The following is a 16,482-nucleotide window of genomic DNA, read 5'->3' on the forward strand; positions in this document are numbered from 1 at the left end:
AACCTTAAATTTTTTCACCATCTTCTTTTTCTTTGGCAATTTGTTCCTTAATTTTGCGCTCTTCTTCTTCTTTGCGAATCCGCTCTGCTTCAATCCGACGACGAAGCGCTTCACGTTTTGCTTCTGGATCCGGGTGAACAACTACGTTTCCAGACTCGATTTCTTCAAGCGCTTGTAATGTTGATTTAACTGATTGGAATTCTTGAGTTGGTACTGCACCACTTTCCAATTCGTGGGCCCGTTTTGCCTCAAGAATGACCAATGAATATTTTGATGGTACTTTGTCAAGCAATGTATCAATAGAAGGTTTTAACATCATATTCCTATACCTAATTTCTAATTATTTATCTCTTCACAATAGTTTGTGTTTTTGGTAACATATCCAGATAATGGCCAATGACACGGTCTACACGGAAATGCTCTGCTTCGATCACACGTTTGACACGCTCAGCAGCAAGAGGAACCTCGTCGTTCACAATGGCGTAGTCATATTCACGCATCATGGCGATTTCTTCTTTTGCTTTTTCAATCCGTTGCGCAATAACTTCTGCACTATCTGTCCCGCGACCCACTAATCGATCTTGCAATTCATCCAAATCAGGCGGAGTTAAGAAAATAAAAACTGCATCTGGAACTTTCTTCTTTACTTGAAGGGCACCCTGAACTTCAATTTCAAGGAATACATCGATTCCCTTGTCCAAGGTTTCATTCACATAGGTTAAAGGAGTCCCATAGTAATTTCCAACGTACTCAGCGTACTCCAACATTTGCCCTTGACGGATCAAATCTTCAAATTCTTCACGTGTACGGAAAAAATAGTCGACACCATCCACTTCACCTGGACGTTGTGCACGCGTCGTCATCGATACAGAATACTGAAACTGATTGTCCGAGTTTTCAAAAATTTCTCGTCTGACCGTTCCTTTTCCAACCCCCGAAGGGCCAGAAAATACGATTAATAAGCCACGATCCGCCATGATTTCTCCTTCAATGTCTTTCTATCTAGTGTAACAAAAATCGGCCTAATTTTCAACTGATTTTTTCATTCAAAAAGCTTGAGATGCTAGATCTCAAGCTTTTCATTTATTTTGCGTAATCGACTGCACGCAATTCTCGAATAACGGTAACCTTAATGTTTCCAGGATATTCAAGATTGGACTCGATCTTCTCACGAATATCATGAGCTAAGATCGTCACTTTATCATCCTTGATCGCCTCAGGGCTAACCATAATACGGATTTCACGACCCGCTTGAAGGGCGAAACTTGTCTTAACTCCTTCAAAACTATTTGCAATTTCTTCAAGATCTTGCAAGCGTTTGATGTAGCTTTCAAGTGACTCACTTCGTGCTCCAGGTCGAGCTGCACTCAAGGCATCCGCTGCAGCGACAATGACTGCGATGACACTTTCTGGTTCCACGTCTCCATGGTGACTGGCAATGGTATTGACAACCACTGGGTGTTCCTTGTACTTCCGTGCCAATTCAGTTCCAATCTCGACGTGACTTCCTTCCACTTCACGGTCAATCGCTTTACCGATATCATGTAAGAATCCTGCACGTCGTGCCAAGGTAGCATTTTCACCCAACTCGCTAGCAATAATACCAGAAAGTTTGGCAACTTCAATGGAGTGACGCAAAACGTTTTGACCATAAGAGGTACGGAATTGCAACCGTCCCATGATTTTCATCAAATCTGGATGGAGGTTTGGCGCACCAATTTCATAGGCAGCCGCTTCACCGTATTCACGAATACGATTGTCAATTTCCTGACGGTTCTTCTCAACCAGCTCTTCGATGCGGGCTGGATGGATCCGACCATCTTTGAGAAGGCTCTCCATTGTCATGCGGGCGATTTCACGACGAATCGGATCAAACCCTGACAAGGTCACCACCTCAGGCGTATCATCGATAATCACATCGACACCTGTCAAGCTCTCAAAAGTACGAATATTGCGCCCTTCACGCCCAATAATACGGCCCTTCATGCTATCATCTGGTAAATGAACCGTTGAGTTTGTTTGCTCAGCAACAAAATCACCTGCCATCCGTTGCATGGCTTGGACAAGAATGTCTTTAGCCATCTTATCAGAACGTTCCTTCACTTCCAACTCAGCATCACGAATTTGCGATGCAATTTCTTTTGAAAGATGCTCTTCCGTCTGATTCAAAATAATGTCACGCGCTTCTCCTTGACTTAGAGCAGCGACACGTTCCAGTTCTTCTACTTTCTTGTGTTCAAGCTCTTCCAGCTGTTGTTCACGCGTATCAATGTGTTTAGTTCTATCTGTAAGACTTTGCTCTTTGTGTTCAAGAGACTGTTCTTTGCTTGTTAAAATGTCGTCTTTACGATCAAGATTGCTAGCACGTTCTGCCAAACGGCTTTCTAATTGCTTCAATTCTTGTCGTTCTGACTTAAACTCAGCATCGACCTCTTCACGATATTTTCTGGCTTCTTCCTTTGCCTCCAAAAGTGCTTCTTTTTTAAGTGAACTTGACTCATGCTTCGCCTCTTTTAAAATCAAATCGGCTTCGCGTTCTGCCTGTCCACGTAAATTCGTTGCTTCTTGTTCAGCATTTAAAAGGGTGAATTCCGCAGCTTCTTTTGAAGCTTTCATTTTAAGAGCAGTTCCCACATATCCAATGACTAAACCAATGACCGCGGCAAAAACACCTGTAATTAAAAAATTCATGCTTTTACCCCAAATCTATTTAATTAGTTGAATTAAAAATTCTTTTACATTTTACCATAAATTACTAAAATTAACAATCTAAAAAAACAGGAAAAAACTTTTATATTTTTGCTTAACGATTGTTCTTTTATCTACTTTTCTTTCATGGAACATCTGTGAGGAATTCATCTATTTCCACTTTGTTGAATCTGCTTTTTATGCTATAATCAAGAAAAACAAAGAAGGATTTGAATATGACAAAAGAAGTAATTGTTGAAAGTTTTGAATTGGACCACACAGCCGTGAAGGCTCCTTATGTGCGCTTGATTGGGGAGGAAACTGGACCAAACGGAGATATCATCTCTAACTTTGATATTCGCCTAGTGCAGCCGAATGAAAATGCGATTCCAACAGCAGGGCTCCACACAATCGAGCATCTTCTTGCGATGCTCATTCGCAAACGCATAGATGGTATGATTGACTGTTCCCCATTTGGATGTCGTACCGGTTTTCATATGATCATGTGGGGACAACATTCGAGTACGGAAATTGCTAAAGTAATCAAAGATTCTTTAGAAGAAATTGCATCTGTCAGCACTTGGGAGAATGTCCCAGGCACCACTATTGAGTCTTGTGGAAATTACAAGGACCACAGTCTCTTTTCAGCCAAAGAATGGTGTCGCCTGATTCTAGATCAAGGAATTTCGGACGATCCCTTTGAACGTCATCTTGTTTGATATAAAAAAGGACGAACCTCTGGTTCATCCTTTTTTATTGTATTTCTTCCCAGAAAAGGGATGTCTGATCAAGCATTAATAATCCAGAGCATCTGAATGACCTTTGCCGTTCCCTACGAAATAACCAGTCTTGGCATTGATACTAAAGAGATAGGTTCCATCTGGTTTGAAGAGGTTGTAATAGCCATTACCGTTAATGATATTAACACGCTCTAAAATGTATTGATTGCCAGTGATATGCCCACGTTTACGAGCAATGTTCAATACTTTTTCAAGGATCCCATCACCAAACACCCAAGCCGGGTTATTGACATCATTGATAGCTGCTTGGTTATATGGCACACGGCTCAAGTTCCGCTGAAGTGGAACTCCATCGCTTGGAAGACCGTACCCTGAATAGCCTGGGTTTGCCGTTCCTGCACTACCTGTAGCAGCATTGACAGCTGGGGCCGTAGGCGTTGCTGCTTGAGCTGGGGCTGGAGTTGCATTAGAAGTATCTGTACCACCTGTCCCTGTCACTGGTGCCGGTGTCGCAACTTGTTGTGAACGTCCTTGCGCAACCGCCTCATTCAATAAGCTATCTAATTTTTCATTGCCTGTCTTTGTTTCTGCAAAGGTCGCATCACTTTTCGCTTTGGCAGTTGCATCAAGAACTCCATCTTTGATGACTGGAGAACTAAATTGAGAATTCACTTTTTGAATGGCAGAAACTTGCTTCACAAGGTCTTCATATTTTGTTTTAGCCGCATTATAATCACTGCTTCCTTCTAATTTGTCCAGCAGTTTCTTCAGATTTTCCAAGTCTCCGAATTTATCATTTTTAAGAGCACTTTTTGATTCATCTACAAAAAAGGCATCGTAGGCTTTGGTAAACTCTTCCAATTTTTGAGCCTGTGTTTCACTGCTACTTGATTTAGAAGTAGAAGATGACTTGCTAGATGAAGACGATACAACAGTTGTACCACCAGATTTTCCACGACTGTGCATCCAGTTATAGGTCACAAAAATGGCCGAACCGACAATCGCAAGACCTAAGGCAGAGTATAGAACCGCTTTGATTCGTTTGCCCGCATTGCTTGGTGTTTCCTCAGGAAGTTCCTCAGCTTCTACAATTGGTTCAGTTGGTGTGGGACCAAATTTAATCTTAGCAGGTAATTCAGTTGAGATAGCATCCATTTCAGGCCTTTGTTCCAAGACCGTTTCCGTCACTTCCGGCTCCTCCACTGCTTCAGCTACTTCAGCAACTGTTTCTGTAGCTGCCAACTCTTCAGCTTTAGCCAATTCTTCTTTGGCCAAAATTTTTGTATCGTATTTTTCAGCTTCAATTTCTGCTCGGTGTTGTTTGATGTATTTGTCTAAGACATTATCACCTTCAGTGACACCTGCTTCGATTTCTTCTGCCTTTCGATTGGCCTGCCCAATCGTCATCTCTTTAGCATCTTCAAACTCTAAAATTGATTCTGTTTCTTGCTCTAATGGCTTTTTATCCTTCTCTGTCATAAAAATCCTTTCTATGCCTTAATCTGCCGTTTTACTCGTTCCCCAAAATATTGGTAGAGATCAACTTTTAGGGTTCCGTTATAAAGTTTTCGTTTTTTATCTGCTTTACTACCGAATTTAGATTCAAAACCTTCATCACTGGTTAGGATAAATTTACTCCAGGTTTTGAGAGGTGCAAATACGTGCCCCATTTCAGTATACAATTTCGTCACACCTTCATCATCGGATAAGCGTTCTCCATATGGAGGATTGGAGATAATCACCCCGTTGATCTTATCTGAGTGAAGATCTTGGACTCGCATTTGTTTGAAAGTAATATCACTGCTAACGCCCGCTTTCTGGGCATTTTCTTTGGCAATCTCAACCATCCGTGCATCGATATCGGTTCCCATAATATCCAATTCGATCTCGCGATTGATTTTTCTGCTTGCTTCTTGACGGACTTCATGAATCAAGCGATCATCCATCCAGTTCCATTCTTCAAAAGAAAAGGTCCGACGTAAACCAGGTGCCATATTTCTCGCAATCATTGCCGCCTCAATACAAAACGTTCCAGAACCACATGTCGGGTCAATCAAGGGTTTATCTGGATACCAGTTTGACAGCAGAAGAATTGCTGCTGCCATATTTTCCTTAATAGGGGCTCCCCCTTTTTCAGTCCGATAACCACGTTTGAAGAGGCTACTACCAGTGGTGTCAATCAAGACAGTGGCTTGGTCTTTAAGGATCGATACTTCGATCTTGAACTCTGCCCCATTTTCCATGAGAGGAACACCTTCTGGTCGGGCATAGTGTTTTTGTAACTTTTTAACCACTGCTTTTTTCGAAATGGCCTGAACGCTAGGTTCATTATGGAGTTTTGATTTGACACATTTAGCCTTAGAAATAGGAAAACGTGCTCCTAAAGGCAAATAATTTTCCCAATCCAAAGCAAAGACACCTTGAAAGAGTTCTTCGAAGGTTTTGGCTGGAAAAGTCCCAACCACAATTTTTACTCGATCAGCCGCGCGCAACCAGAGATTGGTCTCTATGATTGCTCGACGGTCTCCTTGAAATCGAACCCGTCCATTTTCAACCTGGCAATCGTAGCCGAGATCGCGTAGTTCTCGACCAACAACAGCCTCTATACCAGCAGCGGCCGTTGCAATCAATTCAAATTGTTTTTTCATCTTATTCCTATCACTTTAAAAAAGGAGGTTGAGATCTCTCTCCACCTCATCAACCTATATGCAATTTTCTATAAGCCATGTTTTGTTCCAGAAATGACTAGGTACCATTTCCTTCGATAATCATCTGTCTACTGTTTCCAGTCAGAATGCTATGTTCGTTTCCACGCATTCCATGCCCCGACCAAAGTTTGGGTTGCTAGCTTGAGGGGTTTACCGCGTTCCACTTTTTAGGTTTCCCTAAAAACTACGTCACTGTGGCACTTTCAGAGTTACTAGAGCTTATCCTTAGACTTAGCTCCTTCACTCGCCGTAACTTGAATACCAAGTCCCTAGGCTTATGGATTCACCTAGCACAAACACTACAGGCATCACAGCCTGTGCTAGCATGGACTTTCCTCATGAGAGGATTCTCTCACGCGATTATCCAAAAATTGCACAATCTATGGGATTAATAATCGCGATCTACGATCTGTTTCCCAAAAACTTCTTTTTCCAAACGATTGAGACGTTTGAGAATATCAAAGTTCGTCGCTGTTGTCACTTGCGGGTATTCTTGCGTAGCAGTGCTAGCAATCGGAGATGTTTGTGGTGTTTCCTGTGCTTTTTGGGCAAGTTCTTCACGAAGGCGGGCGTTTTCTTCACGCAATTCCTTCACCAAAGCAGCATAGGTTTCATAGTCTTTTATGACATCATCCAAAAATTCATTTACTTCATCTTTATTATAACCACGAACTTCTCGTTTGAAATCTTGATCAAAAATATCTTTCGCAGTAAAAATAATACTCGCCATTACTCTCTCCAATCTAGTTCATCATCTCAATTATATAAAAAAATGGTAAGAAAAATCAAGGTATAACACTTAGTTTTCGTAAAAATTTTCAGCAAGTTCATTTAAGTCATCAAAACTTAATTGTTTGACATAAAATGGTTCTTTTTCTACCATCATTTTGTAAAGATATTTTAAATTGGTTTCATTTTCTGGATCATAAAAAACATAAGCTCCATCCGCGTTATCTATCAAAAACTGATTGTATTCTTTTAGTTGACCCGGATTGCTATAGTGGGGATAGGCATATTTCACGAAATCCACCTGTTTGAAGCGTGCTAATAATTCCTGATTGCTTTCATTCCAATTTTCGCCAATATTCTCAAATAGGAAGATCGTCGCCATTTGAAAATCGTAATCTTTTTTTAATGCAAAGGCGACCTCTAGTACCCAAGCCTCAAATCCCAAATTACCAGAAAAGACCAGCCATTTCACTCCTTCTTCAAATAAACGACGAAGATCTCTTTCAATGGCTTTTTTGATAATGGTCAGTCGAGGGTCTTTATTGGAAAAGACGCCCACATCAAAACTCTTATAACCTGCAACAAGTATGGTATTCATTTTTTCCTCATTATTCTAATTTATGATATAATAGAGTGATGTAATTGTACCAATAAGGAGAACTATGGTCAACTATCCACATAAAGTAGCCAAAAAAACCTTGGTCTCTACACAAAGGAAACATCCAGTCGACTTTGCGAATCGTGGGATGACATTTGAAAAAATGATCAATGAAAGTAATCAATACTATCTTTCTCGAGGTCTGGCAGTCATCCATAAAAAACCAACACCGATTCAAATCGTGAAAGTAGATTATCCACGTCGCAGTCGGGCAAAGATTGTTGAAGCCTATTTCAGGCAAGCCTCAACGACGGACTATTCTGGAGTATACAAGGGACGCTATATCGATTTTGAAGCTAAGGAAACACAGCAAAAGCAATCCATGCCGATGAAAAATTTTCATCAACATCAAATCGATCATATGGAGGCGGTTGTCCAGCAAGGCGGTATCTGTTTCGTTCTCTTGCATTTTGCAAAGTTGAGTGAAACCTACTTACTTCCTGCTCCTGCATTAATTCACTATTACAACATCGATCATGGTAGTAAATCCATGCCCCTCTCCTATATTCAGGAGCACGGCTTTCTAGTAGATAAGAATCGTCTTCCAAGCGTTCCTTATCTTGATATTATCGAACAGAAACTTCTAGGCGGTATTTAAATGAATAAACAAACAGTCATTCAATGGTTGAAATATGTTGCCATCGCAGCCATTTCATTTTTCTTACTTTTATTCGTCCTCGGTGGACTGATATTTAGTTACTATGCTATGAAAGCACCAACCTTGTCTGAAAAAGATTTGGTTGCAACAACATCTAGTAAGATCTATGACAACCAAAATAACTTGATCGCGGATTTGGGAGCTGAGAAACGAATCAATGTCACAGCCAATGAAATCCCTACTGATTTGGTCAATGCTATCGTTGCGATTGAAGACCACCGTTTCTTCAATCACCGTGGGGTCGACATCATTCGGATCGGCGGTTCCTTCCTTCACAACTTACGAGGAGGAAGTCAAGGTGGGTCAACCTTGACGCAACAATTGATCAAGTTAACCTATTTCTCCACTTCAGCCTCTGACCGTACCCTCTCTCGTAAGATCCAAGAAGCTTGGTTAGCAACCCAACTAGAAAAGAAAGCAACCAAACAAGAAATCTTGACCTATTACGTCAATAAAGTATTTATGGCGAATGGGAACTACGGAATGCAGACAGCTGCGAAAAGTTATTACGGAAAAGATCTAAAAGATCTTTCGCTCCCTCAATTGGCACTCCTTGCGGGGATGCCCCAAGCACCAAACCAATACGATCCATACTCCCATCCTGAAGCAGCGCAACAGCGCCGAAACTTAGTATTAAAAGAAATGCTCGATATGAAGACCATTTCTAACAAACAATACGAAGCAGCGGTCAATACACCTGTTACAGATGGTCTGCAAAGTCTCAGTTCTTCAAGCAGTTACCCAGCCTATATGGATAATTACCTAAAAGAAGTGATCGAGCAAGTCGAAGAAGAAACGGGCTACAATTTGTTGACAACCGGAATGGATGTCTATACAAACGTGGATACAGAAGCTCAAAAGAAACTATGGGATATCTACAATACAGATGAATATGTCAATTACCCGGATGATGAAATGCAAGTAGCTTCTACCGTTATTGATGTCAATACTGGTAAAGTCATTGCTCAGCTGGGTTCTCGTCACCAATCCAGCAATGTTTCCTTTGGTACAAACCAAGCGGTTGAAACGAACCGTGACTGGGGTTCAACAATGAAACCAATCACAGATTACGCACCAGCTCTTGAACATGAGGAATATACCTCTACAGCAGCTACTACAACAGATGCGCCATACAACTTCCCTCATTCATCAACGCCTGTCTACAACTGGGACCGTTCATACTATGGTAGCATGTCCATTACCTACGCAATTCAACAATCTCGTAACGTGCCTGCGGTGAAGGCCCTGGAAAAAGTTGGTCTTAAACAAGCTAAGAAATTCCTCAATGGATTAGGGATCGATTACCCAGAAATGGTTTACGCCAACGCTATCTCGAGTAACACTAGCGATTCTAGCAACAAATACGGAGCCAGCAGTGAGAAAATGGCAGCTGCCTATGCTGCTTTTGCCAATGGCGGTACCTATTACAAACCATCCTATGTTAGTCGGGTTGTCTTTAGTGATGGCACAACCAAGGAATTTGAGTCCGAAGGAACTCGTGCAATGAAAGCAACAACTGCCTACATGATGACAGATATGATGAAGACAGTTCTCTTGTCTGGTACCGGTACAAATGCTGCCATTTCGGGAATCTACCAAGCTGGTAAGACAGGTACATCAAACTATGCTGATAACGAAATCGGTAAATTGACAAAAAATGCTTATTCAAATATTGTAACACCGGATGAATTGTTTGTAGGCTACACTCCTGAATATGCCATGGCAGTATGGACAGGTTATTCCAATCGCTTTACACCAGTATTGGATAATGGAATACAGGTCGCAACGGATGTCTACCGTCAAATGATGCTCTATCTTGCTAATAATAATAACTCTGGTCATACGGATTGGACGCAACCAAGTGGACTGTATCGAAGTGGTTCTTATCTCTACTTAAACAATGGTAAGAACAACTACAATAACTACTACTATGAGCCAAGTTATTCCACTGATCAGTATTCGTATGAAGAACCATCGTCTAGCTCTTCGAACGAAGAAAATCAATCTAAACCATCTGAGCCTTCTTCGCAAGACTCTAACAATCATAACGAATAATAGAATGGAGAAGTCGGGCTTTTGCCCGGCTTTTTTTAAAACAATGGTTAAAAAACCAGAACGAATAAAATCTGATTTATTTAGTTAGACTTCCCAGCTTTTTTATTTTTGAGTATATAAAAAAAAGAGCCTTTCGGCTCTTATTAGAATGTAGACAAACTATTTTAAAGCAAAATAAGTTAAGTGATTCTGCAAAAAACAAAATTGAGTTCCAATATTTAAATCGATTTAAGAAAATACTGAAACTTTCCGCTGTGAGAAAAGTGCTTGAAACGTTATTGTTTCAGGCACTCGGAATTATTGAGACCTTAGACTCAATAATTAGTCATGGAACTTTAAAGAAGTTCGCTGACGTCCGTACTCACCTAAGGAAAGTTTTTAAGATATTTTGTCTTCAATCTGAAAAGAGCCTTTCGGCTCTTTTCTATATCATTATTTTGCTAAAGCTCCCATTGGATCCCACGGTGCTAGGACAATTGGTTCTGCTTCATAGGCTGCTAATTCGTCTGCTGTTAGGAATTCTTTACGAACCACGATTTGATAGGTATATTCATCCATCCAAGCATCAGAAGCCACAAAGTAACCATCTGTACCGACCTTGTCTCCCCATGAATTTTCAACCTTCCATTTACGAGGCTGACCTGCTTCGTCTAAATCAACCCCTGTCAAGACCATAGCGTGTGTCATGAGACTTTCTGCATAGTCCAAGCGACCCGCCTTGTCTTGTGTCAAATGAATGTCCATGCCTGCTTCAAAATCGTAGACATCTGTTGCCAGGATTCCGGCTTTACGGTTGCTGACTTGGCCTACATCTGAACCAAACCAGACAGTTTCTCCTGCTTTCATTTGAGCAATAGCTAATTCTTTCAATCGATCCATTGGAACATTTAGGTAGCGGACTGGACGGCTACCAACCACATTGCCCAGCATATCTACGGTGTAAGATTTTCCATATGGCTTATCTGTAGTTGGGGCATTGATAATGGAGACGTAATCGTCTAATTGAAGGTCTACATATTTTTTGTAGAAGCTTTGTGGAGTTAAGCCACTTTCGGTATGGAATTGGTTGTCCTTATCACGGTATGAAAAGTCAAATTCACGCGGAGGCAATCCTAAAGACATAGCCAAGAAGTTAAAGATTTCTTGCAACAACGCTTGTTTCTTGCTCGCAACTGCCTCACTATCTGCGCCTGAGTGAATCAAGTCACGCAAGATTTGCGCATCTTGACGCAAGAGTTTATTGAGGTAGGTGTTCAATTCCCGGCTATTACTTGAAGAAATCGATTCCGGATAAACTGATTTTGGAACCACTCCGTATTTCTCAAAGAGGGATACCACCATATCCCATTGACCACCATCTTGTTGTGGGGTTTGTAGGAGAAAAGCCACCTTACGGCTGGTCAATTCTTGATCTGCTGTAGCAATCACTTGCTCCAAAAACCAGTTTGATTTTTCATACTTATCCCAAAAGAAAGTATGTGCTTGAGACAATTCAAAATCCTCCAATTGGAAGCTTGAAATCATCTTGTGACGGAAGGTATTTAAAGCCGCAAACATCCAACAACGTCCAGATGCTTTTTGGTTTGTCACCTTATCCTTGGTCAAATCAAGTGAAAAAACTGGTGTATTTTCTACTGCACTCTTGCGCGTTTCAAGCGATGCATGGATCCCATTGTGGGTAACAGCATTTTCAAGAGCCGCATATTTCACATTTGCTTCATAATTAGCATAGAGCTGGTCTGTAAATTCTTTCGTTAATTCTGACATAGCAATCTCCTTTTTTCATTATTTACTATTATAATCCTTTGAGCAGAATCTTCAAGTAAAAATCACCCTATAGAGAGGGATTCTGTTTAGAATAGATGATTTTATCCCCGCAATATCCTTTGCGTTGAATGGCATGAGGGATGGTTTCTACATACTGCATTCCTGCCTTTTCCATGACTTTCCCTGAAGCAGGATTTAAACTGACATAAGTGGCTTTGATTTCTTTAAATCCGACTTTGTTCAATAAGAAATCCAAAACAGCTATGACGGCTTCTGTCATGAATCCCCGCCCCCAGAATTTCTTGCCAAGGATATAACCTAGCTCGCATGATTGACTTTCCTGGTCTTGAGAAACCACACTAATATCTCCAATTACCTGATCCAGTGATGTTTTCAAACAAAGCGCCCATTTATAAGTATCTGGTTTACGATACTGTTCGATCCATCTTTTGATCGATTCTCTGGTTCTCTCAGTAGATGCATGGGCATCCCAAGTGACATATTTCAGGGTTTCAGGATCCGAAGCCCAATTTTCAAACATCGCTGGTGCATCTTCCAAAACGAAAGGCCTCAAGTATAAATGCTCTGTCTCTATGACAAGACTTCCAAGATGATTCATAGATTGTCTCCCTTCATTTTTTCATGCAACTTGAACGTTGCAAGTTGGTTACTTTAATCTAGAAGAAAAGGACGGATGAAATCGCCCTTCTTTTTGATGCTTTTCACAATATTGTATGGTGAGACTACGAAATCGAACTCTGCGAGTTACCGATTTCTGTCTCGTTTTCCTATTTTAAGACTCGGGCTAAAAAGGTCCAGTGGACCTTTTTACTCCCAGAAATGATCAAATACTGTGATTGGCAGGTGGCGTTTGTGTTGGCCTTTGTACCACCATTTTTCAATAGTGGCTTGAGCTTCTGGGCTCACTTGTTTGCCTTCTAGGTAATCATCGATTTCATTATAGGTGACACCCAGCGCTACTTCGTCTGCTATTCCTGGTTTTTCTTCTTCCAAATCTGCAGTTGGGATTTTCTCATAGAGAGCAGGATCAGCTCCCAAGGCTTTAAGCAATTGTTTTCCTTGGCGCTTGTTCAAACGGAAAAGGGGTAAAATATCTGCACCACCATCTCCAAATTTTGTGAAGAAACCTGTAATATTTTCCGCTGCATGGTCCGTCCCAATAACGGCTCCACTCCGCGCACCTGCTAAAGCATACTGAGCAATCATGCGACTGCGAGCCTTGATATTGCCCTTGTTGAAGTCGGAGATATCCGTTCCTGTTGCTTCGACAGCGCGTTCCATGGCATCAACTGATTCCTTGATGTTAACGACTAGGCTGACATCTGGCTGGATAAAGGTCAAAGCTTTTTGAGCATCTTCTTCATCTGTCTGTACCCCATAAGGAAGGCGAACAGCAATAAATTGATAGGAGGCATCTCCTGTCTCTGAGCGCATTTCTTCCATGGCTAATTGAGCTAATCGCCCAGCAAGAGTCGAATCTTGTCCTCCTGAGATCCCTAATACAAATGTTTTCAAGAAGGGATGTTTTTTTAGATATCTTTTTAAGAAATCAACCGAGCGGCGAATCTCTTCCTGAGGATCAATGCTAGGCTTGACACCCAATTGTTGGATAATCTCTTCTTGCAAACTCATTTTGCTTCTCCTTCTCCATTGGCCTTGTTACGCATTTCCTCGATTAGATCCATCTTATCCTGCCAAATATCTTTTGCCAAGTCAACTGGGTAATGCTGTGGATTAAGGACACGCTTGTATTCATCCCACAATTGATCGTAATTTTTACGAGCATATTCTTGAATTTCTGATAATGGTGGTAGTTGATAAACCAATTGCCCCTCTTTAAAAATATCCACTAAAAGAGGAATAGCCTCAAAGTTTCGGACCGTTTTATTGATGTAGGTATAAGTCGGATGGAACATTTTAAGTTCTGTCAGTTGAGAAACATCTACTCCATCATAAGTAATGTAGTCCCCTTCTGACTTACCTTTTTCACGACTCGTAATCCGCCAGACTTGCTTTTTACCTGGAGTAGAAACTTTCTCTGCATTATTAGAAAGCTTGATGGTATTGATCATCTCTCCTGCTTCGTTTTCAACAGAAACAATTTTGTATACCGCCCCAAGTGCTGGTTGATCGTAAGCCGTAATTAGTTTGGTTCCCACACCCCATACATCAATTTTTGCTTTTTGCATTTTTAAGTTGAGGATGGTATTTTCATCCAAGTCGTTAGAAGCGTAGATTTTAGCATTTGTAAACCCAGCCTCATCTAATTGCTGGCGAACTTTTTTAGAAATATAGGCAATATCTCCTGAATCAATCCGAACGCCTAAGAAATTGATCTTCTCTCCCATTTCACGCGCTACCTGAATAGCTGCTGGTACCCCAATACGAAGGGTATCATAGGTATCGACGAGGAAGACACAATCTTTATGGGTTTCCGCATAGGCCTTAAAGGCTTGGTAGTCATTTCCATATACCTGTACAAGAGAATGGGCATGGGTTCCTAAAACAGGGATTCCAAAGAGTTTTCCTGCCCGAACATTACTAGTCCCATTAGCACCTCCGATGACTGCCGCACGAGTTCCCCAAATCGCAGCATCCATTTCTTGCGCGCGACGTGTCCCAAATTCCATCAAAGGCTCATCTTCAATGACCGAACGAATGCGTGCAGCCTTTGTGGCTATCAAGGTTTGAAAGTTGACTATATTTAAGAGGGCTGTTTCCACCAATTGACACTGAGCCAGAGGACCTTCGACCTGGACAATTGGTTCATTGGCAAAAACTAAGTCACCTTCTTGAGCCGAGCGTACTGTCAGTTCCAATTTAAGATCACGGAGATATTCCAAGAAGGCTCCATGATAACCAAGTGACTCTAAATAGGCAATATCGCTCTCAGAAAAACTCAAGTTTTCCAAATATTTCACAATTCGCTCTAAGCCAGCAAATACAGCATAGCCGTTTTTAAAAGGCTGTTGACGAAAATACACTTCAAATACAGCATGTTTATTGTGGATACCTTGATCAAAATAGACCTGCATCATGTTGATTTGGTATAAATCAGTATGCAACGTTAAACTGTCATCTGGATACATATGAATACCTCTTTTTTTAGATTTGTTCTATGAATTCCTACCATAAAATTAGTACCATTATAGCACATTTCAGCCCCATTGAATACTGAAAGGAAAGCACAAAAAAAATCTGAGACAGGAAGCTCAGATTTTTTGGATTAAAAGTTTTCTGTGATATATTTATAAACTTCTTGGCCAGCAATCGCACCGTCTCCGACGGCTGTCGTCACTTGACGCAAATCTTTTTGACGAACATCGCCAACTGCAAAAATACCTGGGACTGTGGTTCTCATATGATCATCCGTGACCACCCAGCCATTTTCATCTAAAATACCAAGTTCTGTCGCAAATTCACTGACAGGATCTAAACCGACATAGATAAAGACACCTCCGAAAGACTGCTCTCTAACCTCTCCTGTCTTCACATCTTTTAAAAGGACAGAGGTTACTTTTTGTTCACCCTTAATTTCTTCAACAACCGTATTCCAAGCAAAGTGAATTTTATCATTGGCAAAGGCACGATCTTGAAGAACTTTTTGGGCACGCAATTGATCACGACGATGAGCAATGGTCACTGTTTTTGCAAACTGAGTCAAAAAGACAGCTTCTTCTACTGCTGAATCGCCACCACCAACGACCAAGAGATCCTCATCTCTAAAGAAAGCTCCATCACAAACAGCACAGTAGGAAACCCCTCTACTATTCAATTCCTCTTCACCAGGGACATTTAATAAACGGTGGTTGGAACCTGTTGCAATCACAATAGTTTTAGCTTCAAATTCTCCGTCATCTGTGACAATCTTTTTGGTTGCTCCGAGGTCTTCGATGCGCTCTACCTGACCAAACAAATGTTCCACGCCAAGATTTTCTAAAGGCTCAAACATTTTTTCAGCCAAGTCTGGGCCACTAATATTCGCATAGCCAGGATAGTTTTCAATGTCAGACGTATTGTTCATTTGACCGCCTGGAATTCCTCTCTCAATTAATGCGACTTTTAAATTGCTTCGTGCTGCATAAAGGGCAGCAGTCATCCCTGCAGGACCTGCTCCAATAATCACTGTATCAAACATACTCAACCTCTTTCTGTTTTGTTGTAACCATTATAATTCTAACACGGTCTTTTTGCAATTATCGTGCTTGAAAGATAAACAAAATCCCTATGACCGCAAAGGTTAAAATAGGAATCGTCATGATATCAATTAAGAGGATATCATACAAATGGGCTTGTCGTTGCTTGGCTGTTTTATCTTTCTTCTTAAGGGCACGGTAGCCAATCCAAATACAAGAAGCGATCCCAACTAAAATCGTTGTCGTCACTAAACTTTGTAAATATAAGGACAATAATTTATTTAACATCACGACTCCAAATATTTTTACATTTTCAGAAAAC

16 protein-coding genes and 1 other RNA gene are annotated in these 16,482 nt (G+C 41.0%); 3 read left to right on the plus strand and 14 right to left on the minus strand.

All coding sequences use genetic code 11. From position 1 onward, the window contains the following. Positions 1-4 precede the first annotated feature (4 nt). From rpoZ to GMC92_RS06895, 3 genes are all read right to left on the minus strand, one after another. Positions 5-319 carry a DNA-directed RNA polymerase subunit omega gene (gene rpoZ, locus GMC92_RS06885; RefSeq protein ID WP_003010339.1) on the minus strand — a complete coding sequence of 105 codons (315 nt, stop codon included), beginning with the start codon at positions 317-319 and terminating at the stop codon, positions 5-7. A gap of 25 nt (positions 320-344) precedes the next feature. After that, on the minus strand, positions 345-977 hold the full coding sequence (gene gmk / locus GMC92_RS06890) for a guanylate kinase (protein ID WP_003003905.1): 633 nt from the start codon (positions 975-977) through the stop codon (positions 345-347). Between the two features lie 106 nt (positions 978-1,083). After that, complete coding sequence (locus GMC92_RS06895) at positions 1,084-2,691, minus strand: ribonuclease Y (RefSeq protein WP_023920301.1); 1,608 nt, start codon at positions 2,689-2,691, stop codon at positions 1,084-1,086. 233 nt (positions 2,692-2,924) lie between these two features. Between GMC92_RS06895 and GMC92_RS06900 the strand changes: the two genes are divergently transcribed. After that, positions 2,925-3,407, plus strand: a complete 483-nt coding sequence (locus tag GMC92_RS06900; RefSeq protein ID WP_023920299.1) for an S-ribosylhomocysteine lyase — start codon at positions 2,925-2,927, stop codon at positions 3,405-3,407. A 75-nt stretch (positions 3,408-3,482) separates the two neighbouring features. Here the strand turns inward: GMC92_RS06900 and GMC92_RS06905 are convergent, their stop codons facing one another. The 5 genes from GMC92_RS06905 to GMC92_RS06925 all read right to left on the minus strand — a co-directional run bounded on the left by GMC92_RS06905 (position 3,483) and on the right by GMC92_RS06925 (position 7,463). Beyond that, a complete protein-coding gene (locus GMC92_RS06905) occupies positions 3,483-4,907 on the minus strand; it encodes a cell division site-positioning protein MapZ family protein (protein ID WP_023920297.1) in 1,425 nt (474 codons plus the stop codon). Between the two features lie 11 nt (positions 4,908-4,918). Beyond that, positions 4,919-6,076, minus strand: a complete 1,158-nt coding sequence (locus tag GMC92_RS06910; RefSeq protein WP_023920295.1) for a THUMP domain-containing class I SAM-dependent RNA methyltransferase — start codon at positions 6,074-6,076, stop codon at positions 4,919-4,921. A gap of 66 nt (positions 6,077-6,142) precedes the next feature. Then, positions 6,143-6,508, minus strand: an RNA gene (rnpB, locus tag GMC92_RS06915) — RNase P RNA component class B. 16 nt (positions 6,509-6,524) lie between these two features. Further along, on the minus strand, positions 6,525-6,866 hold the full coding sequence (gene gpsB / locus GMC92_RS06920; RefSeq protein ID WP_049496141.1) for a cell division regulator GpsB: 342 nt from the start codon (positions 6,864-6,866) through the stop codon (positions 6,525-6,527). Between the two features lie 69 nt (positions 6,867-6,935). Beyond that, on the minus strand, positions 6,936-7,463 hold the full coding sequence (locus GMC92_RS06925) for an SLOG family protein (protein ID WP_070594448.1): 528 nt from the start codon (positions 7,461-7,463) through the stop codon (positions 6,936-6,938). 64 nt (positions 7,464-7,527) lie between these two features. On the opposite strand from GMC92_RS06925, the gene recU reads away from it, so the two are divergent. Together recU and pbp1a are read left to right on the plus strand one after the other, a co-directional pair. Further along, positions 7,528-8,121, plus strand: a complete 594-nt coding sequence (recU, locus tag GMC92_RS06930) for a Holliday junction resolvase RecU (RefSeq protein ID WP_003010355.1) — start codon at positions 7,528-7,530, stop codon at positions 8,119-8,121. Beyond that, a complete protein-coding gene (gene pbp1a / locus GMC92_RS06935; RefSeq protein WP_021154545.1) occupies positions 8,122-10,236 on the plus strand; it encodes a penicillin-binding protein PBP1A in 2,115 nt (704 codons plus the stop codon). It begins immediately after the preceding gene. Between the two features lie 432 nt (positions 10,237-10,668). On the opposite strand, the gene pepC is transcribed toward pbp1a, so the two are convergent. The 6 genes from pepC to GMC92_RS06965 all read right to left on the minus strand — a co-directional run bounded on the left by pepC (position 10,669) and on the right by GMC92_RS06965 (position 16,448). Continuing rightward, positions 10,669-12,003 carry an aminopeptidase C gene (gene pepC, locus GMC92_RS06940; protein ID WP_009732326.1) on the minus strand — a complete coding sequence of 445 codons (1,335 nt, stop codon included), beginning with the start codon at positions 12,001-12,003 and terminating at the stop codon, positions 10,669-10,671. 67 nt (positions 12,004-12,070) lie between these two features. Further along, positions 12,071-12,622 (minus strand): GNAT family N-acetyltransferase, encoded by a 552-nt coding sequence (locus GMC92_RS06945; RefSeq protein WP_031575284.1) that lies wholly within the window; start codon positions 12,620-12,622, stop codon positions 12,071-12,073. A gap of 209 nt (positions 12,623-12,831) precedes the next feature. Beyond that, a complete protein-coding gene (gene nadE / locus GMC92_RS06950) occupies positions 12,832-13,656 on the minus strand; it encodes an ammonia-dependent NAD(+) synthetase (protein ID WP_031575281.1) in 825 nt (274 codons plus the stop codon). Beyond that, positions 13,653-15,113: a nicotinate phosphoribosyltransferase gene (locus tag GMC92_RS06955; protein ID WP_023920286.1), complete on the minus strand. Its 1,461-nt coding sequence runs from the start codon at positions 15,111-15,113 to the stop codon at positions 13,653-13,655. The genes nadE and GMC92_RS06955 overlap by 4 nt, the downstream gene beginning before the upstream one ends. 137 nt (positions 15,114-15,250) lie before the next feature. Then, a complete protein-coding gene (gene trxB / locus GMC92_RS06960; protein WP_155200050.1) occupies positions 15,251-16,162 on the minus strand; it encodes a thioredoxin-disulfide reductase in 912 nt (303 codons plus the stop codon). A gap of 58 nt (positions 16,163-16,220) precedes the next feature. Next, complete coding sequence (locus GMC92_RS06965; protein WP_003003995.1) at positions 16,221-16,448, minus strand: DUF4059 family protein; 228 nt, start codon at positions 16,446-16,448, stop codon at positions 16,221-16,223. Positions 16,449-16,482 lie beyond the last annotated feature (34 nt).

The sequence above is a fragment of the Streptococcus parasanguinis genome (assembly GCF_009717775.1).
Lineage (GTDB): Bacteria > Bacillota > Bacilli > Lactobacillales > Streptococcaceae > Streptococcus > Streptococcus parasanguinis_AG.